At 73.9% G+C, this 23,405-nt stretch carries 21 protein-coding genes and 1 pseudogene; 13 read left to right on the forward strand and 9 right to left on the reverse strand.

Annotated elements, in window-relative coordinates; genetic code table 11:
* Positions 1 to 73 precede the first annotated feature (73 nt).
* Positions 74 to 850, forward strand: a complete 777-nt coding sequence (locus ACZ4K2_RS23695; RefSeq protein ID WP_467475831.1) for an SDR family oxidoreductase — start codon at positions 74 to 76, stop codon at positions 848 to 850.
* A 22-nt stretch (positions 851 to 872) separates the two neighbouring features.
* Positions 873 to 1,358: an SRPBCC family protein gene (locus ACZ4K2_RS23700; protein WP_467475830.1), complete on the forward strand. Its 486-nt coding sequence runs from the start codon at positions 873 to 875 to the stop codon at positions 1,356 to 1,358.
* A gap of 43 nt (positions 1,359 to 1,401) precedes the next feature.
* On the opposite strand, the gene ACZ4K2_RS23705 is transcribed toward ACZ4K2_RS23700, so the two are convergent.
* Positions 1,402 to 2,277 carry an IclR family transcriptional regulator gene (locus ACZ4K2_RS23705; RefSeq protein WP_467475829.1) on the reverse strand — a complete coding sequence of 292 codons (876 nt, stop codon included), beginning with the start codon at positions 2,275 to 2,277 and terminating at the stop codon, positions 1,402 to 1,404.
* Positions 2,278 to 2,895: 618 nt separating this feature from the next.
* Here ACZ4K2_RS23705 and ACZ4K2_RS23710 point away from each other — a divergent pair.
* The 8 genes and pseudogenes from ACZ4K2_RS23710 (at position 2,896) to ACZ4K2_RS23745 (ending at position 11,141) form a co-directional block, all read left to right on the forward strand.
* Entirely contained in the window at positions 2,896 to 4,515 is a 1,620-nt protein-coding gene (locus ACZ4K2_RS23710) for a FadD3 family acyl-CoA ligase (RefSeq protein WP_467475828.1), read from the forward strand.
* Positions 4,516 to 4,623: 108 nt separating this feature from the next.
* Positions 4,624 to 4,908: pseudogene (locus ACZ4K2_RS23715) on the forward strand (FAD-binding protein); the annotation flags it as partial.
* Between the two features lie 129 nt (positions 4,909 to 5,037).
* Positions 5,038 to 6,204, forward strand: a complete 1,167-nt coding sequence (gene hsaA / locus ACZ4K2_RS23720; RefSeq protein WP_467475827.1) for a 3-hydroxy-9,10-secoandrosta-1,3,5(10)-triene-9,17-dione monooxygenase oxygenase subunit — start codon at positions 5,038 to 5,040, stop codon at positions 6,202 to 6,204.
* 11 nt (positions 6,205 to 6,215) lie between these two features.
* Entirely contained in the window at positions 6,216 to 7,103 is an 888-nt protein-coding gene (hsaD, locus tag ACZ4K2_RS23725) for a 4,5:9,10-diseco-3-hydroxy-5,9,17-trioxoandrosta-1(10),2-diene-4-oate hydrolase (RefSeq protein WP_467475826.1), read from the forward strand.
* A gap of 17 nt (positions 7,104 to 7,120) precedes the next feature.
* Positions 7,121 to 8,014, forward strand: a complete 894-nt coding sequence (locus tag ACZ4K2_RS23730) for a VOC family protein (protein ID WP_467475825.1) — start codon at positions 7,121 to 7,123, stop codon at positions 8,012 to 8,014.
* On the forward strand, positions 8,002 to 8,502 hold the full coding sequence (locus tag ACZ4K2_RS23735) for a flavin reductase family protein (RefSeq protein ID WP_467475824.1): 501 nt from the start codon (positions 8,002 to 8,004) through the stop codon (positions 8,500 to 8,502). The genes ACZ4K2_RS23730 and ACZ4K2_RS23735 overlap by 13 nt, the downstream gene beginning before the upstream one ends.
* Positions 8,503 to 8,583: 81 nt before the next feature.
* Entirely contained in the window at positions 8,584 to 9,453 is an 870-nt protein-coding gene (locus tag ACZ4K2_RS23740) for a MaoC/PaaZ C-terminal domain-containing protein (protein WP_467475823.1), read from the forward strand.
* Between the two features lie 26 nt (positions 9,454 to 9,479).
* Positions 9,480 to 11,141 carry an FAD-dependent oxidoreductase gene (locus ACZ4K2_RS23745; RefSeq protein WP_467475822.1) on the forward strand — a complete coding sequence of 554 codons (1,662 nt, stop codon included), beginning with the start codon at positions 9,480 to 9,482 and terminating at the stop codon, positions 11,139 to 11,141.
* A 75-nt stretch (positions 11,142 to 11,216) separates the two neighbouring features.
* On the opposite strand, the gene ACZ4K2_RS23750 is transcribed toward ACZ4K2_RS23745, so the two are convergent.
* From ACZ4K2_RS23750 to ACZ4K2_RS23760, 3 genes are read right to left on the reverse strand one after another with little or no spacing between them, the layout of a single operon-like run.
* Positions 11,217 to 12,203, reverse strand: a complete 987-nt coding sequence (locus tag ACZ4K2_RS23750) for an alpha/beta hydrolase (RefSeq protein ID WP_467475821.1) — start codon at positions 12,201 to 12,203, stop codon at positions 11,217 to 11,219.
* The gene (locus ACZ4K2_RS23755; RefSeq protein WP_467475820.1) at positions 12,200 to 12,943 is read right to left on the reverse strand and encodes a glucose 1-dehydrogenase; all 744 of its coding nucleotides are present in this window, start codon (positions 12,941 to 12,943) and stop codon (positions 12,200 to 12,202) included. Before ACZ4K2_RS23755 ends, ACZ4K2_RS23750 begins: the two co-directional genes overlap by 4 nt.
* The gene (locus tag ACZ4K2_RS23760; RefSeq protein WP_467475819.1) at positions 12,940 to 14,073 is read right to left on the reverse strand and encodes an LLM class flavin-dependent oxidoreductase; all 1,134 of its coding nucleotides are present in this window, start codon (positions 14,071 to 14,073) and stop codon (positions 12,940 to 12,942) included. The genes ACZ4K2_RS23755 and ACZ4K2_RS23760 overlap by 4 nt, the downstream gene beginning before the upstream one ends.
* A 189-nt stretch (positions 14,074 to 14,262) precedes the next feature.
* Here ACZ4K2_RS23760 and ACZ4K2_RS23765 point away from each other — a divergent pair, with 189 nt between their 5' ends.
* Positions 14,263 to 15,030, forward strand: a complete 768-nt coding sequence (locus ACZ4K2_RS23765) for a glucose 1-dehydrogenase (RefSeq protein WP_467475818.1) — start codon at positions 14,263 to 14,265, stop codon at positions 15,028 to 15,030.
* A gap of 326 nt (positions 15,031 to 15,356) precedes the next feature.
* On the opposite strand, the gene ACZ4K2_RS23770 is transcribed toward ACZ4K2_RS23765, so the two are convergent.
* Positions 15,357 to 16,010: a TetR/AcrR family transcriptional regulator gene (locus ACZ4K2_RS23770; RefSeq protein WP_467475817.1), complete on the reverse strand. Its 654-nt coding sequence runs from the start codon at positions 16,008 to 16,010 to the stop codon at positions 15,357 to 15,359.
* Positions 16,011 to 16,069: 59 nt separating this feature from the next.
* Between ACZ4K2_RS23770 and ACZ4K2_RS23775 the strand changes: the two genes are divergently transcribed.
* Both ACZ4K2_RS23775 and ACZ4K2_RS23780 read left to right on the forward strand, forming a co-directional pair.
* Entirely contained in the window at positions 16,070 to 17,029 is a 960-nt protein-coding gene (locus ACZ4K2_RS23775; protein ID WP_467475816.1) for a hypothetical protein, read from the forward strand.
* Positions 17,030 to 17,362: 333 nt separating this feature from the next.
* The gene (locus tag ACZ4K2_RS23780; RefSeq protein ID WP_467475815.1) at positions 17,363 to 18,205 is read left to right on the forward strand and encodes an endonuclease/exonuclease/phosphatase family protein; all 843 of its coding nucleotides are present in this window, start codon (positions 17,363 to 17,365) and stop codon (positions 18,203 to 18,205) included.
* 56 nt (positions 18,206 to 18,261) lie between these two features.
* Here the strand turns inward: ACZ4K2_RS23780 and ACZ4K2_RS23785 are convergent, their stop codons facing one another.
* The 4 genes from ACZ4K2_RS23785 to ACZ4K2_RS23800 form a co-directional block, all read right to left on the reverse strand.
* The gene (locus ACZ4K2_RS23785) at positions 18,262 to 20,484 is read right to left on the reverse strand and encodes an ATP-binding protein (protein ID WP_467475814.1); all 2,223 of its coding nucleotides are present in this window, start codon (positions 20,482 to 20,484) and stop codon (positions 18,262 to 18,264) included.
* Positions 20,485 to 20,886: 402 nt separating this feature from the next.
* Positions 20,887 to 21,930 (reverse strand): amidohydrolase family protein, encoded by a 1,044-nt coding sequence (locus ACZ4K2_RS23790; protein ID WP_467475813.1) that lies wholly within the window; start codon positions 21,928 to 21,930, stop codon positions 20,887 to 20,889.
* Positions 21,931 to 22,008: 78 nt separating this feature from the next.
* Positions 22,009 to 22,515 carry a GbsR/MarR family transcriptional regulator gene (locus tag ACZ4K2_RS23795; protein WP_467475812.1) on the reverse strand — a complete coding sequence of 169 codons (507 nt, stop codon included), beginning with the start codon at positions 22,513 to 22,515 and terminating at the stop codon, positions 22,009 to 22,011.
* A 15-nt stretch (positions 22,516 to 22,530) separates the two neighbouring features.
* Positions 22,531 to 23,373 carry an alpha/beta fold hydrolase gene (locus ACZ4K2_RS23800; RefSeq protein ID WP_467475811.1) on the reverse strand — a complete coding sequence of 281 codons (843 nt, stop codon included), beginning with the start codon at positions 23,371 to 23,373 and terminating at the stop codon, positions 22,531 to 22,533.
* Positions 23,374 to 23,405 lie beyond the last annotated feature (32 nt).

Genomic DNA, 23,405 nt, shown 5'->3' on the forward strand with positions numbered 1-23,405 from the left:
GAGCGCGTCCGGCGCCCACGGCCCCGCCCACGGGCCACCCGACCACCCGACCCCGCTTCCAAGGGAGCAGACCATGCCCCGGACCCACCTCGTCACCGGAGCGGCCTCCGGCATCGGCCGTGCCACCGCGGCGCTCCTGCGCGCGCGGGGACACACCGTCATCGGCGCCGACCTCGCGGACGGCGACATCCGCGCCGACCTCTCCACGCGCGAGGGACGCGCCGAACTCGTCGCCCGCGCGGCGGAGCTGACCGGCGGCAGCCTCGACGCCGTCATCTGCTGCGCAGGCATCGCGCGATTCCGTCCGCTCACCGTCAGGGTCAACCACTTCGGCGCCGTGGCCACGCTGGAGGGACTGCGCCCGCTGCTGGCCGCCGGCACCGACCCGCGTGCCGTGGTCATCGGCTCGATCGACTCCGTGCACCCGGTTGACCCCGAGATCGTGGACGCGGCGCTCGCCGACGACGAGGAGGCGGCGGTGGCCGCGGCCGGGGCGGCCGTCGACCGGGGCGAGGGGCACCTCGTCTACTCCTCCTCCAAGGCCGCCGTCTCCCGCTGGGTGCGCCGCGCGGCGGTCACCGCCGAGTGGGCGGGTGCGGGAATCCCGCTCAACGCGGTCGCGCCCGGCGTCGTCCTCACCCCCCTGACCCGCCCCCTGCTGGACGATCCCGCGATGCGCCGGCTCGTCGAGCGCAGCGTGCCGATGCCGCTGCACGGCCACGCCCGCCCCGAGCAGATCGCCCCGCTGGTGGCCTGGCTGGCCTCGTCCGAGAACACCCATGTGACCGGCCAGGTCGTCTTCGCCGACGGCGGCGCCGACGCCGTCCTGCGCGGCGACGTCACCTGGTGAGCACACCCGGGAAGGAGACCTGGTGAACGCACCCCTGAAGGACACGGACCCCGCCGGAGCCGCGGCAGGCCCGCGCACGCTGCGGCGGTCCACCGTGCTCCCGGCCGCCCCCGCCGAGGTGTGGGCGGCCGTCGGCGCCTTCGGCGGCCTCGCCGACTGGCACCCGCTCGTGCCGCCCTCCGCCACCGAGGGCGGCTCCGACCCGGAAGTCCCCGGCGCGGTCCGGGTCTTCACCGTCGACGGCCGGGTGGTCGCCCGCGAACGGCTGCTGGAGCGCGACACCGAGGCCCGCCGGTACCGCTACACCCTCCTGGACCCGGTGCCGCTGCCGGTGACGGACTACGTGGCCACCCTCGCGGTGCACCCGCACCCGGAGGGCGCCGAGGTCGTCTGGTCCGCCGCGTACCGGAGCGCCGACGCTGTCGCGGCGCGGACGGAGGCGTTCTTCGGCGACGGCACCTACGAGGCCGGTCTCGCGGCCCTGCGGGCGCGTTTCGCGCGGGGCTGACGCGACCGCTGTCGGTGCCGCCGCCACGAAGTCCCAACCGCGGTCACATCCACTCGCTGAACCGCAGCCAGGACAACATGTCGTCCATCGCGGGCGGCGGCACGGCGGGCCCGGGCCGCGCCGTCCGCTCCGGCCGCGCCCGGTTCCTGGTACGCCGGCCCGGCCCGAACATGTCCCGCCACACCGACCTGGCGCAGCCGAGCACGGAGGGGGCGATCCGTTCCAGCTCCCGGTGGGCGCCGTTGCCGCACACCGAGATCGCGGCGACGGCCCGGCCGGCCCCGCGCAGCGGTGCCGCCACGCAGGACACGCCCCGGAACCCCTCCTCGTGGTCGAAGGCGATGCCGCGCTCGCGCACCGCCGCCAGTTCCCTGCGGAACGACTCGGGACGGGTGATGGTGCGCGGCGTGCGCGCCCGCAGCCCGCCGTGGATCACCTGCTCCACCAGGGCGGAGTCGCCGAAGGCCAGGAGTGCCTTGCCCGCCGCCGTGCAGTGCGCGGGCTGCCGCCCGCCCACCCGCGACGGCACGCCCCCGTCGTCCGAACCGCCGATCCGCTCCAGGTAGACCACCTCCGCGCCGTCGAGCACGGTCAGGTGCACCAGGTGGCCGGTGGACTCGTGCAGCGCGTGCAGGTGGGGCAGCGCCGCCCGCCGCAGCCGGTTGTGATGGGCGGCCAGGGCGCCCAGCTCCAGCATGCCCATGCCCAGCCGGTAGTCGTGGCCCTCGCGCTCCAGCCAGCGCAGCTGCACCAGTTGGTCCAGGATGCGGTGCGCGGAGGACCGGGGGATCCCCGAACGCCGCACGACCTGGGTCAGGGTGAGCCGCGGCTCGGCGCTCTGGAAGGTGCTCAGCACCTTCGCGGCCTTCTCCAGCAGGGACAGTGGCGGAAACCCGGTCGTGGCGGCCTGCGTCGTCATCGGCACCTCACCTCACACGGACGGCCGGCAGCCCCGGGCCCCGGCCGTGATCTCCGGTATTGCGGGGAGACTGCCAGCCGATCCCACCTGCTGGGAAGTGGCTGTTTCGTTTCGGAACAGTAACGCGTAGCTTCCCTCGCGTCAGCCCCCACGACCGGGCGGAGACCGAAGGCGGGCCGGCGACCGGTCCGGACGGCCACGGCGGCCGGCCGGACTCCGGAACCGGAGGCACGGGCCCGCGGCCGGCACGACGGATGGCCGGCCGGAGGACCGCGACGGACGTCCGGGTGGGTCGGACGAGGCCCGGTTCGTACGGCGCGCGGCCGGCCCGGACCGTCCGCACGACCTGGGAGGGACGCGCATGTGCGACGAGGTGCCGGGAGCGGTCTGCCGACGCGCCACCACCCGGCGGGCCCGGGCCCCCGGCACGGCAGGCCGCGCCCCCGGGCCCGCGCCCGGGGAACGCGACGGCACCGGCGCGCACACCGCCGGCCGACGGACCCCGGGCCGCGCACGGACCACCGCGGCCGCCGCCCGCCCCGCACGTGCGCCGCTCACTGGTCGCTCCCGGAAGACGCATGCCGCCCGGCACCCCCGTCCCGAACCACGGAAAGAGGCATGACCAGCGTGTTCAACGACCTGTCAGGGACACACACCCCGGCCCCCGCCACCCTCGCGCAGCTCGCCGACTTCGCCGCGGACGCCTACGGCCGGCAGGAGGCGCTCGTCGACGGTGAGGTGCGCTGGACCTTCACCCGGCTGCGGGACGAGATCGCGGCCTGCGCGCGGGCCGCCCTCGCCCAGGGCGTCCGTCCCGGTGACCGGGTGGCCGTCTGGGCGCCCAACACCCGCCAGTGGATCACCGCCGTGCTCGGCGCGGTGTCCGTCGGCGCCGTCCTCGTCCCGCTCAACACCCGCTATAAGGCCGGTGAGGCCGCCGACGTCATCCGCCGCAGCGGGGCCCGGCTGCTCCTCACCGAACGCGGCTTCCTCGGCATCGACTACGTGGCCATGTTGCGCGAGGCGGGCGAGGACCTCGGACGGCTGAGCGGCACGGTGGTGCTGCGCGGGGAGCCGGCGGAGGGGACGATCGGCTGGGCCGACTACCTGGCGGCGGGCGAGCGGGTGCCGGAGTCCGAACGGGCCGCCCGCAGCGCCGCCGTCCGCCCCGGCGACCTCTGCGACATCCTGTTCACCTCGGGCACCACCGGACGCTCCAAGGGCGTGCTGACCACGCACGGCCACACCGTGCGGGTCTTCCGGGAGTGGTCCCGCGCGGTCACCCTGCGCACCGGGGACCGCTACCTGCTCGTCAATCCGTTCTTCCACGTCTTCGGCTACAAGGCCGGCATCGTCGCGTGCCTGCTGAAGGGCGTCACCATGGTCCCCGAGGAGGTCTTCGACCTGGAGCGGATCCTGCCCCGCGTGGCCGAGGAGCGGATCAGCGTCCTGATGGGCACGCCGACCGTCTTCCACAGCCTGCTCGACCACCCCCGGCGCGCCGGGCACGACCTGACGGCGCTGCGCCTGGCCGGTGTGGGAGGCAGCGGCGTCGGACCGGAACTGGTCGAGCGGATGCGCACGCAACTCGGCGTCCAGGCCGTCTTCAGCGCCTACGGCCTCACCGAGTCCACGGGAGTGGTGTGCGTGTGCCCGCCGGACGAGGACGCCCGGACCGTGGCGACGACCGCCGGACCGGCGCTGCCCGGGACCGAGGTCCGGGTGGTGGACGCCGACGGCGCGCCCCTGCCGCCCGGTGAGCCCGGTGAGGTGGTGGTGCGCGGCTACAACGTGATGTGCGGCTACCTGGACGACCCCGAGGCGACCGCCGGGACCGTCGACGCGGACGGCTGGCTGCACACCGGTGACATCGGCGTGCTCGACGAGCGCGGCTACCTGTCCATCACCGACCGCCTCAAGGACGTGTACATCGTCGGCGGCTTCAACGCCTATCCGGCCGAGGTGGAGAACGTCCTGCGCGGCCACGCCCGGATAGCCGACGTCGCGGTCGTCGGCGCCCCCGACCCGCGACTCGGGGAGGTCGGAGTCGCCTTCTACGTCGCCGCCCCGGGGGCGGAACCCGACCCCGCGGAGCTGACCGCCTGGGCGCGCGAACGGCTCGCCAACTTCAAGGTCCCGCGCCGCTTCCACCCCGTACCGCACCTGCCGCGCAACGCCGCCGGAAAGATCCTCAAAGCCGAGCTGCGCCGCACGGCGGGGGCGCCGGCGGCGCCCTGACCGCCCGCACCCGCGGACCCACCGCGCCCGGGCGCGTACGGCAGCCGGCGTCACCGCCCGCGCTCCCGTCCCGGCGCCCCGCCCGCACGACGAACCCGGCCGGGGGACGACTTCACCCGGGGCCCCAACCCCTGCCTGGTCCCGATCGGGAACGGCCCCCTCCACGCCGTCCAGATGGTCCTCGGCGACCTCGGCGACCTCGACACCAGGGGCGGCGTACGCGCCGACACCCACGCCCGCGTGCTGCGCGAGGACGGCACCCCCGTCCCGGGGCTGGACGCGCCCGGCAGCACCACCGCCTCCGTCTCCGGGCCCGCCCACCCGGGCCCGGGCGCACGGATCGGCTCCGCCATGGTCTTCGCCCACCTCGCCGCCGCGCACCTCGCGCGGTAGCCGCGGGCGGGCCCCCGCCCGGGGCCGCGACGCCTTCCCGCTCAGCGGGAGCCAGGTATTTCGTTTCGGAACAACGGAGCGTACGGTCCTGGCACTTCCGCCACCACGACCACCCGAGAGGGGATGTTCATGGCCGAAGACGTACTGGCAGCGATCCGCGCCCTCGCACCGGCCCTGCGCGAGCGCGCGGCCGAGGCCGAGACCCTGCGCCGCGTGCCGGAGACCTCCATCGAGGAGATCGAGCAGACCGGTTTCTTCCAACTGCTCCAACCCAAGCCGTTCGGCGGCCGGGCCGCCGACCCGGCCGTGTTCTACGCCGCGGTCAAGGAGATCGCCAAGGCGTGCGGCTCCACCGGCTGGGTCGCCTCGGTGGTCGGCATCCACCCCTGGCACGTCGCCCTGTTCGACCCGCGCGCCCAGCAGGAGGTGTGGGGCGAGAACCCCAGGACCCGCATCTGCTCCTCCTACGCCCCCACCGGCGAGGTGACCGTGGTCGACGGAGGCTTCCGGCTGACCGGCCGCTGGCACTTCTCCTCCGGCTGCGGCCACACCGACTGGGCGCTGCTCGGCTGCCTCGTCCCGGACGCCGACGGCGCCCTGGTCGACATGCGCACCTTCCTGGTCCCCCGCACGCAGTACCGCATCGACGACGTGTGGGACACCGTCGGCCTGCGCGGCACCGGCAGCAACGACATCGTCGTCGAGGACGTCTTCGTCCCCGAGCACCGCGCGCTCAGCTTCGGCCCGGTCACCGCCCTGCGGGTGCCCGGCCACGAACTCAACCTCGAGCCGGTGTACCGGCTGCCCTACGCCGCCGTGTTCACCACCACCATCTCCACCCCGATCGTCGGCATCGCCGAGGGCGCCTACGAGTCCTACCTGGAGGCCACCCGGAAGCGGATCCGCGTCTCCTACGGGCAGAAGGTGGCCGAGGACCCGTTCGCGCAGGTCCGCATCGCCCGCGCCGCCAGCGACATCGACGCGGGCTGGCTGCAGATGTCCCGCAACATCGCCGAGATGTACGACCTCGCCGCGCGCGGCGAGGAACTCCCCATGGCCCTGCGCACCCGCGCCCGCCGCGACCAGGTGATCGCCACCGAACGCTCCGTCGCCGCCCTCGACCTGCTGATGGAGAACTCCGGCGGCAACGCCATGCGCACGGGCCCCGGCCCCGTCCAGCGCGCCTGGCGCGACGCCCACACCGGCCGCGGCCACGCCGCCAACGACCCCGAGCGGGCGCTGGTGATGTTCGGGCAGGCCGCGCTCGGCCTGGACATACACGACTCGATGGCCTGAGAGGTGCCCCCATGGCAGAGGACCTGACCCGGGAATCGACCTCCCGCACCGTGCGGGCGGCGGGACTCACCCTGCACTACCACGAGGCGGGCCCCCGGACGAGGACGCCGGCGGCCGGCGCCGCCGACCCGGTCGTCATCATGCTGCACGGCGGCGGCCCCGGCGCCTCCGCCTGGTCCAACTTCGGCCGCAACCTTCCCGTCTTCGCCGAACGCTTCCGCACCCTCCTCGTCGACCAGCCCTGCTTCGGCCGCTCGGACAAGCCCGAGCTCGACAAGGACTACTTCAGCTACAGCGCCGACGCCGTCGCCGCCCTGATGGACGAACTCGGCATCACCCGCGCCCACTTCATCGGCAACTCCCTGGGCGGCGGCACCAGCGTCCGGATGTCCCTCAACCACCCGGACAAGGTCGGCAAGCTGGTCCTGATGGGCCCCGGCGGCGTCTCCGTCAACCTCTTCGCCCCCGACCCCACCGAAGGCATCAAGCGGCTCTTCGAGTTCAACACCGCACCACAGCCGACCAAGGAGCGGCTGCGGGCCTTCCTCGGCGTGATGGCGTACGACCAGTCGCTCGTCACCGACGAACTGGTCGAGGAGCGCTGGGCCTCGGCCACCGACCCCGACACCCGGCTCGGCAACGCCCGCATGGGGGCCGCCTTCGCCAACCCCGCCTGGGCCGAGGACTGGATGCTCTGGCGCAAGGCCCACCGCATCACCCACCCCGTGCTGCTCACCTGGGGCCGCGAGGACCGCGTCAACCCCCTGGACGGCGCGCTGGTCGCCCTGAAGACCATCCCCGACGCACGCCTGCACGTCTTCCCGCACTGCGGCCACTGGGCGCAGGCCGAGCAGGCCGACGAGTTCAACCGCCTCGCCCTCGACTTTCTCTCGCACTGACCCCTGAAAGGTGACCCATGGACATCCGTGCTCTCGGCTACCTGCGCCTGGAGACCACCAGGCTCGCGGAATGGCGCACCTACGCGCTCGACCTGCTCGGCATGGTGGAGGCGGTGGGCACCACCGAGGACACCCTCCGCCTGCGCATGGACGACCGCGTCCAGCGCCTCGTCGTGCGGGCCGGCGCCGGCGACCGGCTGCTGGCGGCCGGCTGGGAGGTGGCGAACGCCCGCGCCCTCGACGAGGCGGCCCGGGAGCTGGAGGAGGCCGGCTTCCCCGTCAAGCAGGCCGACGCCGCCGAACTCGCCGAGCGGCGCGTACGCGGCCTGATCCACGTCACCGACCCCTGCGGCAACCCGCTGGAGATCTACTGGGGCCAGGCCCAGGACCACACCCCGCTCGGCACCCCCTACGGCAACCGCTTCGTCACCGGCGACCTCGGCCTCGGCCACGTGGTCCTGCCCGTGCCGGACGTCGGCGCCGCGCTGGACTTCTACGAGAACGTGCTCGGCTTCCAGCTGCGCGACTCGATGAAGCTGCCCCCGCAGGCCGTCCCGACCGCCGCCGAGCGGCGCGACTTCCACTGGATGCACTTCCTGAGCCCCAACCGCCGCCACCACAGCCTGGGCCTGTACCCCGGCGTGCTGCCGCCCGGCATCGTGCACTTCATGGTGGAGTTGGAGACCCTGGACGACGTCGGCCACGGCCTGGACCGCATGAACGCGGCCGGCATCCCGATCGCCTCCAGCCTCGGCCGGCACACCAACGACCACATGGTCTCCTTCTACGCGCAGGCGCCCGGCGGCTTCCAGGTGGAGTACGGCTGGGACGGCCTGATCGTCGACCCCGCCACCTGGGTGGCCAAGGAGATCACCGCCGACAGCTTCTGGGGCCACCAGTGGAACGGCTGAACGGACCGCGCATCGACCCGGCCGTCTTCCGGGACGTCCTCGGCCGCTTCGCCAGCGGCATCACGGTGGTCGCGGGACTGGACGGCGGGGAGCCCGTCGGCTTCGCCTGCCAGTCCTTCGCCTCCCTCTCCCTCGACCCGCCGCTGGTCATGCTGGCCGTCGGCAGGTCGTCCACGAGCTGGCCGAGGATCGAGCGCGCGGGCCGCTTCTGCGTGAACATCCTCGCCGAGGACCAGCAGGCCGCCTGCGCCGCACTGGGCCGCAGCGGCCCCGACAAGTTCACCGACGTGCCCTGGAGCGTCACCGAGTACGGCACCGTCCGCCTCGACGGCGCCCTGGCCAGCGTGGACTGCCGCCTGGCCGACGTCCACGCGGCCGGCGACCACCACATCGTCACCGGCGAGGTCCTCGATCTCACCGCCCGGGAGGGCGGTCGCCCGCTGCTGTACTTCCGCAGCCGCTACGCCACCGGCACGTTCTCGAACTGAGCACGGCCCCGAACCGAGCACGGCCGCGAACCGGACGACGAGCCGGCACCGCCGCCGGCCGAGCGCGAAGGAACCCGTCCCATGCCGATCGACGCCGACCAGGCCACCTCGGCCCCGCCCGTGCGCGCCGCGCTGGTCTGGGACGACCGCGATGTGCGCCTGTACCACCTGGCACTGGGCGCGGGCGTCCCCGAGACCGACCCGGGCGAACTCCGGTACGTCCACGAAGGACACGAGCAGGGCCTGCGGGTGCTGCCCACCTTCGGCGTGGTGGCCGGCGGCACCGGGGGAGTGGGCTTCCAGGTCTTCGACACCCCGGGCGTGGACATCGACCTGGCCGCCGTGCTGCACGGCGGCCAGGAGATCATCGTGCACCGCCCCCTGCCCGCCGCGGCCCGTGCGACCACGCTCACCCGCGTTCCGGCCGTGTACGACAAGGGCGGGGCCGCCGTCGTCGTCCAGGAGTCCGTCCTCCTCGGCGAGGACGGCCGGCCGCTGCTCACCCAGCGCAACCAGATCTTCGTCCGCGGCGCGGGCGGCTTCGGCGGCGCCCGCGGCCCCTCCGACCGCCTGCCCGCACCGGACCGCGATCCCGACCTGGTGCTGGACATCCCGTCACTGCGTCAGCAGGCCCTGCTCTACCGCCTCACCGGGGACTGGAACCCGCTCCACGCCGACCCGGCCACCGCCCGCCGCGCCGGCTTCGACCGCCCCGTCCTGCACGGGCTCTGCACCTTCGGCATGGCGGTCAAGGCCGTCACCGACCACCTGCTCGGCGGCGACACCACCCGGGTGGCACAGTGCCGCACCCGCTTCGCCGGCGTCTTCTTCCCCGGCGAGACGCTGCGGCTGCGCGTGTGGGACACCCCCGACGGGTACCGGCTCACGGCGAGCGCGGCGGACCGCGGCGACGCGCCGGTCCTCACCGACGCCCGCGTCACCGCCCACTGAAACCCCCGCCCACGAAAGAGGACCGCATGAGCAGCGAGTGGGACCACACCTACGACGTGGTGGTGGCCGGCTCCGGCGCCGCCGGCATGGCCGCCGCCCTCACCGCACGGCTGCGCGGACTGACCGCCCTGGTGGTGGAGAAGACCGACCGCTACGGCGGCACGACCGCCCTGTCCGGCGGCGCGATCTGGGTGCCGAACAACCTCCACCTGGACGCCGCCGGCCTCGCCGACACCCCAGAGAAGGCCCGCGCCTACCTCGACGCCACCGTCGGCGACCGCGTCCCCGCCGAACGCAAGGACGCCTACCTCACCCACGGGCCGCGCATGGTCCGGGAGTTCCACGACCGCACCGCCGTACGGTTCGTCCACACCCCCGGCTACAGCGACTACTACCCGGAACGGCTCGGCGGTGCCCCGCAGGGCCGTTCCGTCGAACCGCGGATCTTCGACCTCAAGCGGCTGCCGCCCGAACAGCGCGCGACCATGCGCCGCGCCGGGCTGCCCACCCGCGGGCTCACCATCACCTCCAGGGACTTCCGGCACCTGAACATGGTCGCCCGCACCTGGGCCGGGAAGCGCACCTCCCTGAAGGTCGGCGTCCGCGCCGTGGGCGCCCTGGCCACCGGCCGCACCCTGCTCGCGCTCGGCGAGGCGCTGGTCGCCCGGATGCGGTACTCGCTCGACCGGCTCGGCGGCGAACTGTGGCTGAACGCCCCGCTGACCGGCCTGGTCCAGGACGGCGGCCGGATCACGGGCGTCCGCGTCCTGCGCGACGGCCACGAGATCACCGTACGGGCCCGGGGAGGAGTGGTCCTCGCCTCCGGCGGCTTCTCGCGCACGCAGCGCCTGCGCGAGAAGCACCTGCCGTCGCCGACCGCCGCCGAGTGGAGTTCGGCCCCCGAGGGACAGACCGGCGACGGCCTGGAACTGGGCATCGCCGCCGGCGCGGCCGTCGACCTCATGGACAAGGTGTGGGGCGCGCCCTCCGTGGTGCCGCCCGGCGGCAGCCCCTTCTTCCTGGTCGCCGACCGCGGGATCCCGGGCATGGTGATCGTGAACGCGGCGGGCGAACGCTACGCCAACGAGGCCGCGCCCTACCACGAGTTCGTCGACGCCATGTACGCGGCCGACCGGCCCGGCGCGTCCACCGTACCGTCCTGGCTGATCCTCGACGCCGCCGCCAAGGCCCGCTACCTCTTCCTCGGTCTCTTCCCCGGGCAGCCGTTCCCCGGGGCATGGCGGCGGAGCGGCTTCGTCAAGCAGGCCGCCTCCGTCGAGGAGCTGGCCGGGCTCATCGGCGCGCCCCCCGAGCGGCTGCGCGCGACCGTGGACCGCTTCAACGGCTTCGCCCGCGCCGGCCGCGACGAGGACTTCCACCGCGGCGACAGCGTCTACGACCGCTACTACGGCGACCCCACCCTGCCCAACCCCAACCTCGCGCCCTTGCTGAAGGTCCCGTTCTCCGCCGTCCCGGTCCACCCCGGCGACATCGGCACCAAGGGCGGCCTGGTCACCGACGCCACCGCGCGGGTGCTGCGGGAGGACGGCACGGTGATCGAGGGCCTGTACGCCTCCGGCAACGTCTCCGCCGCCGTCATGGGCGAGACCTACCCCGGTCCCGGCGCGACCATCGGGCCCGCCATGACGTTCGGCTGGCTGGCGGCCGACCACATCGCACGCTCATGACCCGGTGAACCCGAGTGGCCGGGGGGTGCCGGGCGCGGTACGTGCCCGGCACCCCCCGGCCGCGGTGCGCGCGGCTCACCCGCCGGGCCGCCCCAGCGCCGCCCGCAGGTCGCGCGCCGCCTGGGCGAGCGCCCGGTCCGCCTCCGGCAGCAGCCCGCCCAGACCGAGGAAGCCGTGGAACGTGCCGGGCCACACCCGCACCCGGGGCGCGGCGCCCGCCGCCTCCAGGCGCCCCGCGTAGCGAAGGCCGTCGTCGCGCAGCGGATCGCACTCCGGCAGCACCAGCACCGCCGGAGGCAGCCCGGCCAGGTCCGGGGCGAGACCGGGGGAGGCGTACGGGTGCGCTCCGTCACCGTCCTCTCCCAGGTACTGCTCCCAGTACCAGCGCATGTGGGCGGTCGTGTGGAAGAAGCCCGTCGCGTAGGCGCGGTAGGACCCCGTGATCATCCGGTGGTCCAGGACCGGGTACATCAGCAGTTGCGCCGCCAAGGCCGGGTCGCCGCGGTCCCGTGCCATCAGGGCCACCGCCGCCGCCAGGTTGCCGCCGCTGCTGTCGCCCGCGACGGCCAGCCGCGCGGGGTCCCAGCCCAGCCGGGCCGCGTGGGCCGCCACCCAGGAGGTGGCGGCCCAGGCGTCCTCGGCGGCGGACGGGAAACGGTGCTCCGGGGCGAGGCGGTAGTCCACCGAGACCACCACCGCGCCCGTGCGGGCGGCCAGTTCACGGCAGAGACCGTCGTGCGTGTCCAGGTCGCACAGCACCCAGCCGCCGCCGTGGAGGAAGACCACCACGGGCGGCGCGGCGGCCGGGTCGGCCACCGGTTCGTAGATCCGCACCGGCACCTCGGGCGCCCCCGCCGGCCCTGGGACGAGCCGGTCGGTGACGCGGGGCAGTCCGCGGACCGGCCGCGCACCGGCGCCGGCTCGCGCGGCCCGCCGGATCGCGGCCGGGTCGATGGATCCCCGTGCGGGATCGGGGAACCCGGCCGACATGGCGTCGGCGAGCTCCCGGGCACGAACGGACAGGGGGTCGGCCGCCGCACGCGGGCCGAGGTGGCCGGTCACTTGGCCGTCAGCCCGCCGTCGACGGTGAACTCGGCGCCGGTGACGTACGACGAGGCGTCCGAGACCAGGAACAGCACCAGCTCCGCCACCTCCTCCGGGCGGCCCATGCGCCGCAGCGGCACGTTCGGCCACTCACGCCGCCCGGCGTCCGGGCCGAGCGCGCCCGCGACCATGGGTGTGTCGATGGCGCCGGGGTGGACGGAGTTGACCCGGACGCCGTGCGGGGCCAGGTCCAGGGCGGCGGACCTGGTCAGTCCGCGCAGGCCGAACTTCGTGGCGCCGTAGGACGCGTGGCCCTCGATGCCGACCAGGCCCGCGGTGGAGGAGATGTTGACGACGGACCCGCCGCCGGCTTCGCGCATCGCCGGGACGACGGCCCGTATGCCGAGGAACGGCCCGACGAGGTTCACGTCCACCAGGCGCCGGAGGTTCTCCTCGGTGTCCTCCTCGATCGGGGCGGTGCGCCACAGGGCCGCGTTGTTGACCAGGGCGTCGATCCGGCCGAAGGCGTCGAGAGCGGCCCGGACGACGCGGTGCCAGCCGGCCGCGTCGGACACGTCGTGGGTGACGAACAGCCCCCGGTCGCCCAGTTCCTCCGCGACCGCACGGCCTTCCGCCTCGCGTACGTCCGTGACCACGACCCGTGCGCCTTCCCGCCCGAACAGCCGTGCCTCGGCGGCTCCCTGACCGCGCCCGGCGCCGGTGACGACGACGGTCCGGCCCTCCAGCCGCCCCGTCATGCCGCCGACTCCTTGGCCAGGTCACGGAAGTGGGGAATGACCTTCTCGCCCCACTGGCGGATGGTCTCCGCGCACGCCTCCTGGGGCACGGTGCCCATCTGGACCAGGCACATGACCTCGTCCACACCGATCCGGCGCAGCTGGTCGACGTAGGCGATGGCGGTCTCGGCGGTGCCGTACGCGTGCTTCGCGTTGAACTGGCCCGTGTCGGCCGGGCGGACGGGGACGTTCGCCTCGTGCAGCTTGGCGACCAGGACCTCGCGGTCCCGCTCCATGGCGGCCACGTGGTCCTCGCCCTCGTCGAACGCGGTGGGCGCGGGGCCGTTGCCGTACCAGTGGGCGATGGCCTCGGCGAAGAACCGCTGCCCGCGGGTTCCGATGCGGTACGCCCGTTCGGCGTCGTCCAGCACGATCGTCGGGCACAGCGCGGAGAAGTGGTCGTTCACCTCGGTGGAGACGAACCGGTCGCCGCTGCGTCCGGCGATGGCCTCGTCGTAGATCGCGCGCATCTCCCGGATGTCGTCGGCCCCGGCGAACCCCAGCACCAGCGCGCCGATGCCGAGTTCCGCGGCGAGCCTGAGGGTGTCGTGCTTGCTGCAGGCCATGAACAGCGGCGGGTGCGGGTCCTGCACCGGGCGGGGCAGGATGGCCCCCGGGCCGATGTCGACCGACCCGTGCCACTCGAACCGCTCCTCGCGCCAGGCGCTGCTGAAGATCCGCAGGGCCTCCTCCATCTGCGGGTAGGTGTCCTCGGGCCGCACCCCGTACATGGACATCTCCTGCCGGGTGGCGCCGCGGCCGGCGCCGATGTCGACCCGGCCGCCCGACAGGACGTCCAGCATGGCGGCGCGCTCGGCTACCCGCACCGGGTGCTGGTAGCCGAAGGGCATGGTGACCACGCCGTGGCCGATGCGGATGCGGGACGTCTTCGCCGCGACCCAGGAGAGGAACACCTCGGACGCGCTCATGTGCGCGTACTGCGTCAGCGAGTGGTGCTCGACCGCCCAGATCCGGTCGAAGCCCATCTCCTCGGCCAGGACGGCCTGTTCGACGCAGTCGTGGATGACCTGGCGCTCCCGCTCGGGGGTCGGGTCCGCGATCTGCGCCTCGAAGATCATGGAGAACTTCATGACGACTCCTCCCTCACTGTTTCTGTTCGGTATATGCCTAACAGTCATATCCGCAGCGAAGGGGGGAGTACAGCGACCGTTCCCGCTCAGCGGGAGGACCGGCTTCCGCGCCCGGCCGGGGGCGCATACCGTCCTTGCGCCGTGGGCGTGCGGACGTGCGGACGGGTGGAACGGACAGGGGAGAGGCGTATGGCGGACCTCCGGGGCAGAACGGTGATCGTCACCGGCGGGGCACGGGGACTCGGCGCCGAGACGGCGCGGGCGGCGGTCGAGGCCGGTGCCCGGGTGGTCCTCACCGACGTGCTGCCGGACGAGGGCCACGGCGTCGCGGCCGAACTCGGCGACGCCGCCCGGTTCGTCGCGCACGACGTCACCTCCGAGGCCGAGTGGCGGAGAGTGGCGCAGTACACGGCCGCCGAGTTCGGCAGGGTCGACGGCCTCGTCAACAACGCGGGGATCTCGGGCGGTTCGCACCTGATCGAAGAGCAGTCGGTCGACGACTTCCGCCGGGTCCTGGACATCGACCTCACCGGCGTCTTCATCGGCATGCGCACCGTGGTCCCGTTCATGAGGCGGGGCGCGGGCGGCTCGATCGTCAACATCTCCTCGGCGGCGGGCCTGACGGGCCTGGCCAGGACCGCCGGCTACGGAGCCGCCAAGTGGGGGGTGCGGGGACTGACCAAGGTGGCCGCCGTGGAACTGGCCACCGCACGGATCCGCGTCAACTCCGTCCACCCCGGCATGACCTACACCCCGATGACCGCCCACGTCGGTATCGAGCAGGGCGAGGGGAAGTACCCGCACGCTCCCATGGGCCGGGTCGGCGAGGCCCCGGAGATCGCGGCGGCCGTCGTCTTCCTGCTGTCGGACGCGGCGTCGTACATCACCGGCGCCGAACTGGCCGTCGACGGAGGGTGGACCACGGGACCGACGCTGCGGCAACTCGCCGGACAGTGACCCGTACGGGCCCGGCCCGCAGGCGGCCGGGACCAGCGGAACGACCGCACGGACGCTCCTCGCGGACCCGGCGGACGGCGGACGCCTGGATGCCCCGTTCCCGTACCGCCGCCCGGGGACGCCGTACGGGCCCCCTCTCAAAGTCGCACAGTCGTCCCCGACATGCCTGAGTCGGACGGTGTGCACTCGGTTCCCGCGGCGCGGCCCTGACGTGGTCTGAGCCGGCGCCGAGGAGGGCGATGGCGTCCCGGTGGCGGGACCCGTCCCCGGTGAAACGGCGGGGTCCCCACTGCCAGTCCTCCGCGAAGGGCCGAGAACTGCCGTTCCTACGACCTCTGGTCGGCCGCGCCCGCGTGCAGACCGAGGCACAGCCGGTCGAAAGCGCGGAGCGCTGCCGGGGCGACCGCGTCGCGGGCACGTGCCGGTGACTCGCCGGACATGATGCGGCGTTGCAGCTCGCGCAGGGCTGCCCGGTGCGTCCCGGCGATGGCGCCCGCGAGGAACGCGGGCATCGACGGGTCGGTGTCGTCCGGTCCCGTGGCGGTGGCCGCGGGGTGCTCGGCCAGAGCCACGGCCAGGGCGGCCTCGGCGCGTTCGCCGATCTCGCGTTCGCGTGCGCGCAGTGCGGGGCTGTCGTGGATGGCCTGCCAGAACGTGAGTGCGCCGGGGTGGAGCCCGATCATGGGCTCGTTCTGCCGCAGGGCGGTCAGCAGGTCGTCCCGGACGGCCTCCACCGGGCAGGTGCCGGGCGCCCGGTCGCGCACCAGCGTGGCGAGACGGCTCTCAGCCTCGGCCTGGCGGTCGAAGAAGAGGTCCTCCTTGGTGGAGAAGTAGTTGAACACGGTGTTGGTGGACACGCCGGCGTGCCGTGCCACATCGGCGACCGTGACCTGGTCGAAGCCGTGCTCCAGGAACAGTGCCAGTGCCGCGTCGGCGATCGCCGTGCGGGTCCGTTGCTTCTTGGTCTCTCGAAGTCCCACGGTGGAATGGTACTGTCACACCAAAATTGTAGTGACACCAAGTTTTTTGGGGGACGGTCATGACCCTGACCTTCGGCATCTATCCGGGCGGGCTCTTGGGTGACGACAAGGGAATCGTTCACCCGGTCCGGCCGGACCTGCCGGACCGCATCACCGACGCACTCGACACGCTGCAGGGTGACACCCCCACGCTGTCGGTCCGCGCCTACCGTTCGTTCGCCACCACCGTGACACCGCCGGAACCGCCCACGCCCGCCGATCCGCAGGCCTACCTGCGGCGCGGGCGCAAACTCGACCTCGTGCTGCAGTTCCGCGAGCCGTCGGGACGACTGGACGGGTGGCCGGAGTTCGTCCGCGAAAGCGTCCGGACCTACGGACCCCACCTGGCATCCCTGCAGATCTGCGAGGAGCCGAACGTCGACCTGCCCGCCCTCGACGGCAGCATCCCCAACGTCCTGGACGCCCTCGTCCAAGGCGTCGTCGCGGCCAAACAGGAGGCCCGCGCCCTGGGTCACACTCCGGCGGTCGGCTTCAACGCCGTGCCGACCTTCGATCCGGCCGACACCTTCTGGCCCGAGCTCGCCGCCCGGGCCGACGCGCGCTTCCTGGCCGGCCTGGACTACGTCGGCCTGGACTTCTTCCCCGACGTCTTCCATCCCGTCCCCGCCGACCGAATGGCGGAAGCGGTCACCGCGGTCCTCACCGCCTTCCGGCGCACCCATCTGCCCAGGGCCGGCGTCCCCGCCACCGTCCCCATCCGTGTCTGCGAGAACGGCTGGCCCACCGGCCCCGACCGCTCCGAGCAGCGACAGGCCGCGGTCCTCGAGACCGTCGTTCGGACCGTGGCCGCCCGCGCGGCCGACCTGAACATCGACGGCTACTCGTTCTTCGCCCTGCGTGACGCCGACAGCGGCGCCGACGGGCTCTTCCACCGCTTCGGCCTCCTGCACGACGACTACACCCCCAAGCCGGCCTTTGAGACGTACCGCCGACTCATTACCGAACTGGCGAACAGGTAAGGCCCGGCCACACAGGCGTCCGGCGGCCTCCTCGCCGGAGCCGTCGGCGGCCTGAAGCAGACCGCGACGGACATCGGCCCGACCCTCGGCATCGCCGTCGCTACCAGCACAAGCGTCGCCGCCTCCGTGCGAACCACCCTGCTGCTCATGGCCGCGGTCGGCGATCCTCGGCCTGCACACGGCCCGTGGAGATGAGGCGACTTCAAGGGACACCGGGGCATGAACCGCGCGCCTGGACGCCCACTTCCTGGCCGGATCGGCCTCGGTGGGGGCATGCCGGACCTATTCTGCGGTTTCCGGTGACCCGACGCCGGAATCACCGGACAGGAGGCGATGGTGTTCGCACGGGGCACGCGGTTGTTCGCGGGGGCTGTGATCGTGGTCTGTATAGCGCTGGTCGGCCCCAGCGGGCCGAGCGGTGCCCTTCTGGCCAGGGCACTGCCTGCCGATGCCCCCGAGGACGTCGTACCGAACCGCGTCATGACGTGGAACATCTGCAACCCCTGCGGGAAGAGCAACGCCGACCGGGCGGCACAGATCGCCACCTACGCGCCTCAGGTCATCGGTCTGCAGGAAGCGTGCGTGCGCGACGTCGAGAGGTTGCGCGGCTACCTGAGGATCTTCTACGGGCTGCACTACCACGTCGAGTACGGGACGGTGCTGCGGAACTGGGGCCGCTGCGGTGGTAAGCCATGGAGCCCGGGCGCCTTCGGCCAGGCGGTCCTCTCCGCCGCACCGATGACCGACCCGGTCAGCGTGGAGTACCCCGACGGAGGATCGGAGGACCGCGGGTACATGGCGGTCACCACCCGGGTGGACGGACGGCCCGTCCGGGTCTTCAACACCCACCTCGCACAGTGGAGCCAGCAAGCGGTCCGGACGGAACAGGTCGGAGTGCTCACCGCGGAGATCGCCCGCTACGACCGCGCCATCGTTCTCGGCGACTTCAACGCCGTGCCGCAAGCCGACGAACTGACCCGGCTGTGGAGCCTGGCTGCGGAGGCTGATCCGCGGTGCCGTCCCGGGCCCGCCGACGCCTGCGAACCGACCACCGACTGGCATCTCAAGTTCGACTACGTCTTCCTGCGCGGCATCACGCCCACCGGACACCGCGTCCGCCCCACCGCGTACTCGGACCACCACCTGCTGTACGCCGACCTTGACCTGACCACCTGAGCGGGGCGGTCGGGCTCGCCCGCCGCGTGCCATGCTGCCGGGCTCCGGGCCCCGGCTCACGTCCGCTTCGTCAGTCGCGCAAGTGCCGCGTCGTACCGTGCCTGGAGTCCCGCGTCCGCCGATACCCGCAGCAGCACGCCGAGTGCCCGTACCGCGCCGTCCTCGTAGCCGGACGACTCCGCCTCCCGGGCCGCCAGGTCGAGTTGGCGGATGCCCTCGGCCTCGTCCCCGAGCCCCAGCAGCGCCTCTCCCCTCACCATGAGCAGCAGTACCCGAGGCACGTCGGCCGTGGCCGACCGCTCGTCGAAGGCCAGGGCCTCGGTCGTCATGTCGAGGGCCTGGCGCCATTTCCCGGCGTCGGCCCAATGCCGGGCGAGGTGCTGCATGGCCAGTCTCTCGATGGTCCGGTCGCCCGCCTTGCGGGCCAGCTCCACCGCCCGCTCGCATCCGTCCGCGGCCTCGTCCAGGCCGCCGAGCGCCGCTTGCGCCACGGCCAGAACGATCAGGGCGTTCGCCTCGGCCACCGCGTCACCCGACCGGGAGGCGAGCGCGGACGCGGCCCCCAGGCGAGTCAGCGCCTCCGCGATGCGCCCTTCCTCGGTCAGCACCCATCCGAGCACATTCAGCACGCGTGACTCGCCGTGCTGATCGGCGTCGGCCCGTGCCGCCTCGAGCGCGGTCTCCAGGAGCGGGACCCAGCCGTCCCTTACGCGCCACACGATCAGCGGCCACAGCGCCAGGACGATCCGCCAGGCCCTGCCGTGCAGTCCGGCGGCGCGAGCCGCGGCCACCGCCAGCGTGAGGTCGTCCCTCTCGGCGGCGTACCAGGCCACGGCGGCGGACCGGTCGCCGAACTCCCGCACGGCGGCGGGCGGCAGGTAGTCCGCCGGCATCGGGAAGCACTCCTCGTTGCCGGGCTCGGCCGCCGCCATGGCCGCGAGAGCCGTGGTGATGTAGTGGTCGAGCACGCGCTTGAGCGCATCGGGCCCGGCGTCCAGGCTACGTGCGTAGAGCCGCACGAGATCGTGCATCGTCCAGCGGCCGGGCGCCGTCTCCGTGACGAGGTGCGCGACGGCCAGCCGCTCCATGGAGGTCTCGGCGGCTGCCGGGTCCGTGTCCGCCAGGGCCGCCGCCGCGTACCGGTCGACGTGCGTACCGGGGTGGCAGCCGAGATGGGCGAACTGATGCGAGACCTGCCACGGGAGCTGTTGCAGCGTCACGCGCAGCGCCGCTCGCACGCCCGTGTCCTCCACGTCCAGCAGGCTCAGCCGACGCGTCTCGTCGGACAGTTCGGCGGCCATCGCGCCCAGCGACCAGCCGGGCCGCTGCGCCAGCCGGGCGGCTGTCACCCGCAGCGCGAGGGGCAGCCCGCCGCACAGCTCGGCCAGCCGGCGCGCGGCCACCGGCTCCGCGGCCACCCGTTCCCGGCCGAGCACCCCGGCCAGGAGCATCGTGCCGTCCTCGGGCCCGAGGACGTCCACGGCGACGGGCCGGGCGCTGTCGGTGATGATCAGCCCCGGCAGCCGGTGCCTGCTGGTGACGACGGTGACGCAGCGGCGCCCGCCCGGCAGGAGCGGCCTGACCTGCTCGGAGTCACGCGCGTTGTCGAGTACCACGAGGAACCGGCGGTCGGCGGCGAGCGACCGGAACAGCGCGGCCGCGCCGTTCTCCGACTCCGGTACCCGGCCGCGCGGCACCCCGAGCGCCGGCAGGAACTCGCGCAGCACCTCCAGGAGGGCCGGCTCACCCGTGTCGGCGAAGCCGCGCAGGTCGGCGTAGAGCAGCCCGTCGGGGAATCTGGCACGGCCGTGGTGGGCCCAATGCAGCACGAGGGCCGTCTTCCCGACCCCGGCGGGCCCGATGACCACACAGACGGGCGCCTCGCCCGTGGCAGCGCGGGACAGAGCGGCGAGTTCCGCCGCCCGCCCGTGAAAGCCGCGCGGCGCGCGCGGCAGCAGATCGGGCGCGCCGGTCCGCGCGATGACATCCGGTACGGCGGCGGGGAGCGGGACGTCCGTCGCGGGGGCCCGTCGGGGACGCCCCAGGCTCGCGATGTGCTCCAACTCGCAGGCACCGGCCGTGTCCAGGCCCAGGGCCGCGGCCAGCGCCTGCACGGTACGTCGCTGCGGTCCCCGGGAGTGACCGCGCTCCATGTCCGACAGCGCCCGCACGCTCACTCCCGCGGCATGCGCCAGTGCCTCCTGACTCAGCCCGGCCCGCGTCCGCAGCCCGTGCAGAAGCGCGCCGAAGCCGCCGGTGGCCGGTGTACCGGTGCCCATGTCTGGATGTCCCCTGGTCAGTGCGGCCCAGCCGGAACGCCGTACCTCGCCCGCAAAAAGTATGCACGACATTATGCAGGTGAAAGGTATGGTCCTAGCCCGCTGCCACGGCGTTGGCCAGGGACGACACCGCCCCGGAGCCGGACCCACCGGTCCGGCCCGATCCGTCAGCTCCTCGTTCAGGGTGCACATCGGGAGACGTCCCCGGCGGGTCTGTCAGGGTCGGCGGCTGCCGTGCGGGGCGGGGAAAGGGGGCGATCCGCGGGCGGGGGCTGCCGGGCGGCGCGCGGCGGTCGAGTCGCCGCGGTGGCCGGGGTTCTGGAGGAGCGGGGCCGCGGGCGGTCCACCCGCGGGACGGGGTCGTGGGCGCCCTGCCCCGGGCTGCGGGCTCCCCGGCGTCGCTCAGCCCGAGTACGCCCCGGCCGATCGGGCGACCAGTGCCTCGGCGTTGCCCGAGAGCCAGGCGGTGACCACGTCGTCCGGCAGCGGGAGCGCGGCCAGCTCGTCGGCCAGCGGCCTGGTCGGCCCGGGATTGACCCAGGTCGAGGTGCCGAACAGGACCCGGTCGCGGGCCAGTCCGCGGGCGTGGTGGAGCAGCGGCTCCCAGCCCGAGCCGGGCTTGGGCATGTGCCGGGGCCGGTGCGAGGAGAACTCCAGGTAGACCCCGGGGTGCCGGGCGGCGGTGAGCAGTGTCTCCCGCACATCGGGCCAGCCGGCGTGCCCGGCGACGAGCAGCAGCTCGCGGTGGCGGCCCGCCAGCGCCTCGACCGTACGCCAGCTCCCGAGGCCGCTGGGGTGGCTCCGGGCGAAATGGTGGCCGGTGTGCAGCCAGACCGGCAGCCGTGCCGACGCCGCCGCGTCCCAGACCGGGGCGAACCGCGGATCGGCCGCGTCGGTGCCGTCCAGGAAGGGGATCACGCACAGCCCCGTCGCCCCCGCCGCCAGGGACCGCTCCAGCTCCCGCAGTGCGTCGGCCGGGTCGCGCAGGGAGATCCCGGCCCAGACGTGGACCCGGTCGCGTACGTCCCGGACGGTCTCCAGCAGCCACGCGTTCACGGTCCGGCCGTCCGGCAGCCGCTCCGCCGAGCCCATGGCGAACTCTCGCGTCACGCCCTGCCGTCGCCGGTCCGCGAGATACGCGGCCAGGTCGAAGGGCGGTCGGTCCGGCGGCAGGAGCACGTCCACCGCGTCCTGCCAGCGCACGGCCAGCGCGTCGCGGTACGCGGGGTGCGGGGCGCCGAAGTACCGGCAGAACGAGGCCGAGAAGACGTCCAGGTACTCGGGGGCGTTCTCGCCCAGCCGGTGCAGGTACACCCGCCAGCCCGCGTCGTCGTACACCAGCGAGCAGGCGTCCACGACCGGCGGGCGGGCCGGGGCGGCGGGGTCCGCCACGGCGCTGGCCGCCGCTGTTCCGTTGCTCGGCACGAGGCCGCACGAGACGTTCACGATCACTCCGTCGGAAGTCGGAAGGGAGAAGCGGCCGGGTCGACGGGCGCACGCCGTCAGGACCCGGGGCGTGCCGGCTCAGGAGGCGGAGCGGCGGGCCTCCCACTCGGCCACCAGCGCCTCGGTCTGCTCCACGTACCCGCCGAACAGCCCGGCCAGCGAGGCCAGCCGGTCCCGGGCCTCCCCGCGGGCCACCGGGATGCCCGAGCTGAGCGTCTCGGTGAACTTGCGCATGTAGGCGTTGTTCACCCGCAGCAGGTGCTGGAGGTCGCCCACCGCCTCGTAGTCGATCCGCCTGCTGCCGGGCCGGGTGGAGCGCCGCACCAGGGTCCACGCCTCCAACTGGCGGGCGGCCACGCTCAGTCCGCTCTTGGCCTGGCCCAGCTCGCGGGTCATGGTGTCGAGGTCCACCGGCTTGTTGCGCAGCAGGAGGTAGCCGAAGAGGCGGCCGGTGGCCTGCGGGAGGCCCCAGCGCTCCATCAGTGAGCCCATCTCGCTGATGAAGGACGCCTCCGCGTCGCTGAACCCCTCGGAGCCGGAGGCCGGGCGGGGCCCCGCGTCGGATGTGCAGTCGTGGTCAGTCATGGTCTCGTCGGGGTCTCAGGCCTTCAGGAAGGCGACGGTCAGCCGGTTGACCTCGTCGGGACGGTCCAGGTTGGCGACGTGTCCGGCACCGGGGATCACATGGAACTCGCTGTGGGGATCGCGTTCGCTCCACCGCTCCATCGCCGAGCGGATGTTACCCGTGCCGTCGTGTTCACCACAGATCAGTAGCTCGGGCTTCTCGACGCGGTAGCCGGGGGAGGGGTCGATCGCGTGGGTCATGCCGTCCCAGGTGGTGAGCAGGGAGCGCCGCCCGTTCGCCGCGAACACCTCGCGCAGGTACTCCCGGGCCCCGGGGTCATCGGCCGATGCCCGCGCCATCGACCGGGTCAGCCGGCGGTAGGGGACCAGTCGCATGAGGAGGCGCGAGAGGGCCAGGTCGAACCGTTCGAGCCGGGTGATGGGCAGGGTGTTGGACGTGGAGCCGATCACGACGAGCGCCGAGACCTCGTCGGGCCGCCGGCGCAGGTACTCCTGCGCGATGTTGCCGCCCATCGACTGGCCCAGCAGCACCACGGGCCGGGGCATCCCGGCCGCGTCCAGCAGCGCCGCCAGGTCGTCCGCCGCGTAGGCCGTGCGGAACCTGCCGGTGCCGGAGGCGGACGCCCCGTGGTAGCGCACGTCCCAGCGCAGGGTGCGGTAGCCCGCGTCCACCAGGGCCGGGATCTGCGGGTCGAACATGCGGTGGTCGGTCCCGGCACCGTGGGTGAGGACGATCCCCGGGCGGTCCGCCGCACCGGCCGTCCAGTAGTGCAGCCGGGCGCCGGAGACGTCGAGGCTGTGCGCGGTCTCCTCGACCCGGGACCCGGCGGGGGTCCGGCTCTCGGGGCCGGTCACCATACGGACTCCTCGTCGTGGTCGGCGGCGAGGCC

This window comes from Streptomyces sp. NPDC025833, from assembly GCF_055558055.1.

What these genes read in the sequence shown, in the direction of transcription:
- ACZ4K2_RS23800 (WP_467475811.1), bottom strand. Translation starts at nt 23,373, where the DNA reads ATGGTGACCGGCCCCGAGAGCCGGACCCCCGCCGGGTCCCGGGTCGAG.
- ACZ4K2_RS23780 (WP_467475815.1), top strand. Translation starts at nt 17,363, where the DNA reads ATGGTGTTCGCACGGGGCACGCGGTTGTTCGCGGGGGCTGTGATCGTG.
- ACZ4K2_RS23730 (WP_467475825.1), top strand. Translation starts at nt 7,121, where the DNA reads ATGGACATCCGTGCTCTCGGCTACCTGCGCCTGGAGACCACCAGGCTC.
- ACZ4K2_RS23765 (WP_467475818.1), top strand. Translation starts at nt 14,263, where the DNA reads ATGGCGGACCTCCGGGGCAGAACGGTGATCGTCACCGGCGGGGCACGG.
- ACZ4K2_RS23775 (WP_467475816.1), top strand. Translation starts at nt 16,070, where the DNA reads ATGACCCTGACCTTCGGCATCTATCCGGGCGGGCTCTTGGGTGACGAC.
- ACZ4K2_RS23785 (WP_467475814.1), bottom strand. Translation starts at nt 20,484, where the DNA reads ATGGGCACCGGTACACCGGCCACCGGCGGCTTCGGCGCGCTTCTGCAC.
- ACZ4K2_RS23710 (WP_467475828.1), top strand. Translation starts at nt 2,896, where the DNA reads ATGACCAGCGTGTTCAACGACCTGTCAGGGACACACACCCCGGCCCCC.
- ACZ4K2_RS23695 (WP_467475831.1), top strand. Translation starts at nt 74, where the DNA reads ATGCCCCGGACCCACCTCGTCACCGGAGCGGCCTCCGGCATCGGCCGT.
- ACZ4K2_RS23745 (WP_467475822.1), top strand. Translation starts at nt 9,480, where the DNA reads ATGAGCAGCGAGTGGGACCACACCTACGACGTGGTGGTGGCCGGCTCC.
- ACZ4K2_RS23755 (WP_467475820.1), bottom strand. Translation starts at nt 12,943, where the DNA reads ATGACGGGGCGGCTGGAGGGCCGGACCGTCGTCGTCACCGGCGCCGGG.
- ACZ4K2_RS23760 (WP_467475819.1), bottom strand. Translation starts at nt 14,073, where the DNA reads ATGAAGTTCTCCATGATCTTCGAGGCGCAGATCGCGGACCCGACCCCC.
- hsaD (WP_467475826.1), top strand. Translation starts at nt 6,216, where the DNA reads ATGGCAGAGGACCTGACCCGGGAATCGACCTCCCGCACCGTGCGGGCG.
- ACZ4K2_RS23795 (WP_467475812.1), bottom strand. Translation starts at nt 22,515, where the DNA reads ATGACTGACCACGACTGCACATCCGACGCGGGGCCCCGCCCGGCCTCC.
- hsaA (WP_467475827.1), top strand. Translation starts at nt 5,038, where the DNA reads ATGGCCGAAGACGTACTGGCAGCGATCCGCGCCCTCGCACCGGCCCTG.
- ACZ4K2_RS23705 (WP_467475829.1), bottom strand. Translation starts at nt 2,277, where the DNA reads ATGACGACGCAGGCCGCCACGACCGGGTTTCCGCCACTGTCCCTGCTG.
- ACZ4K2_RS23740 (WP_467475823.1), top strand. Translation starts at nt 8,584, where the DNA reads ATGCCGATCGACGCCGACCAGGCCACCTCGGCCCCGCCCGTGCGCGCC.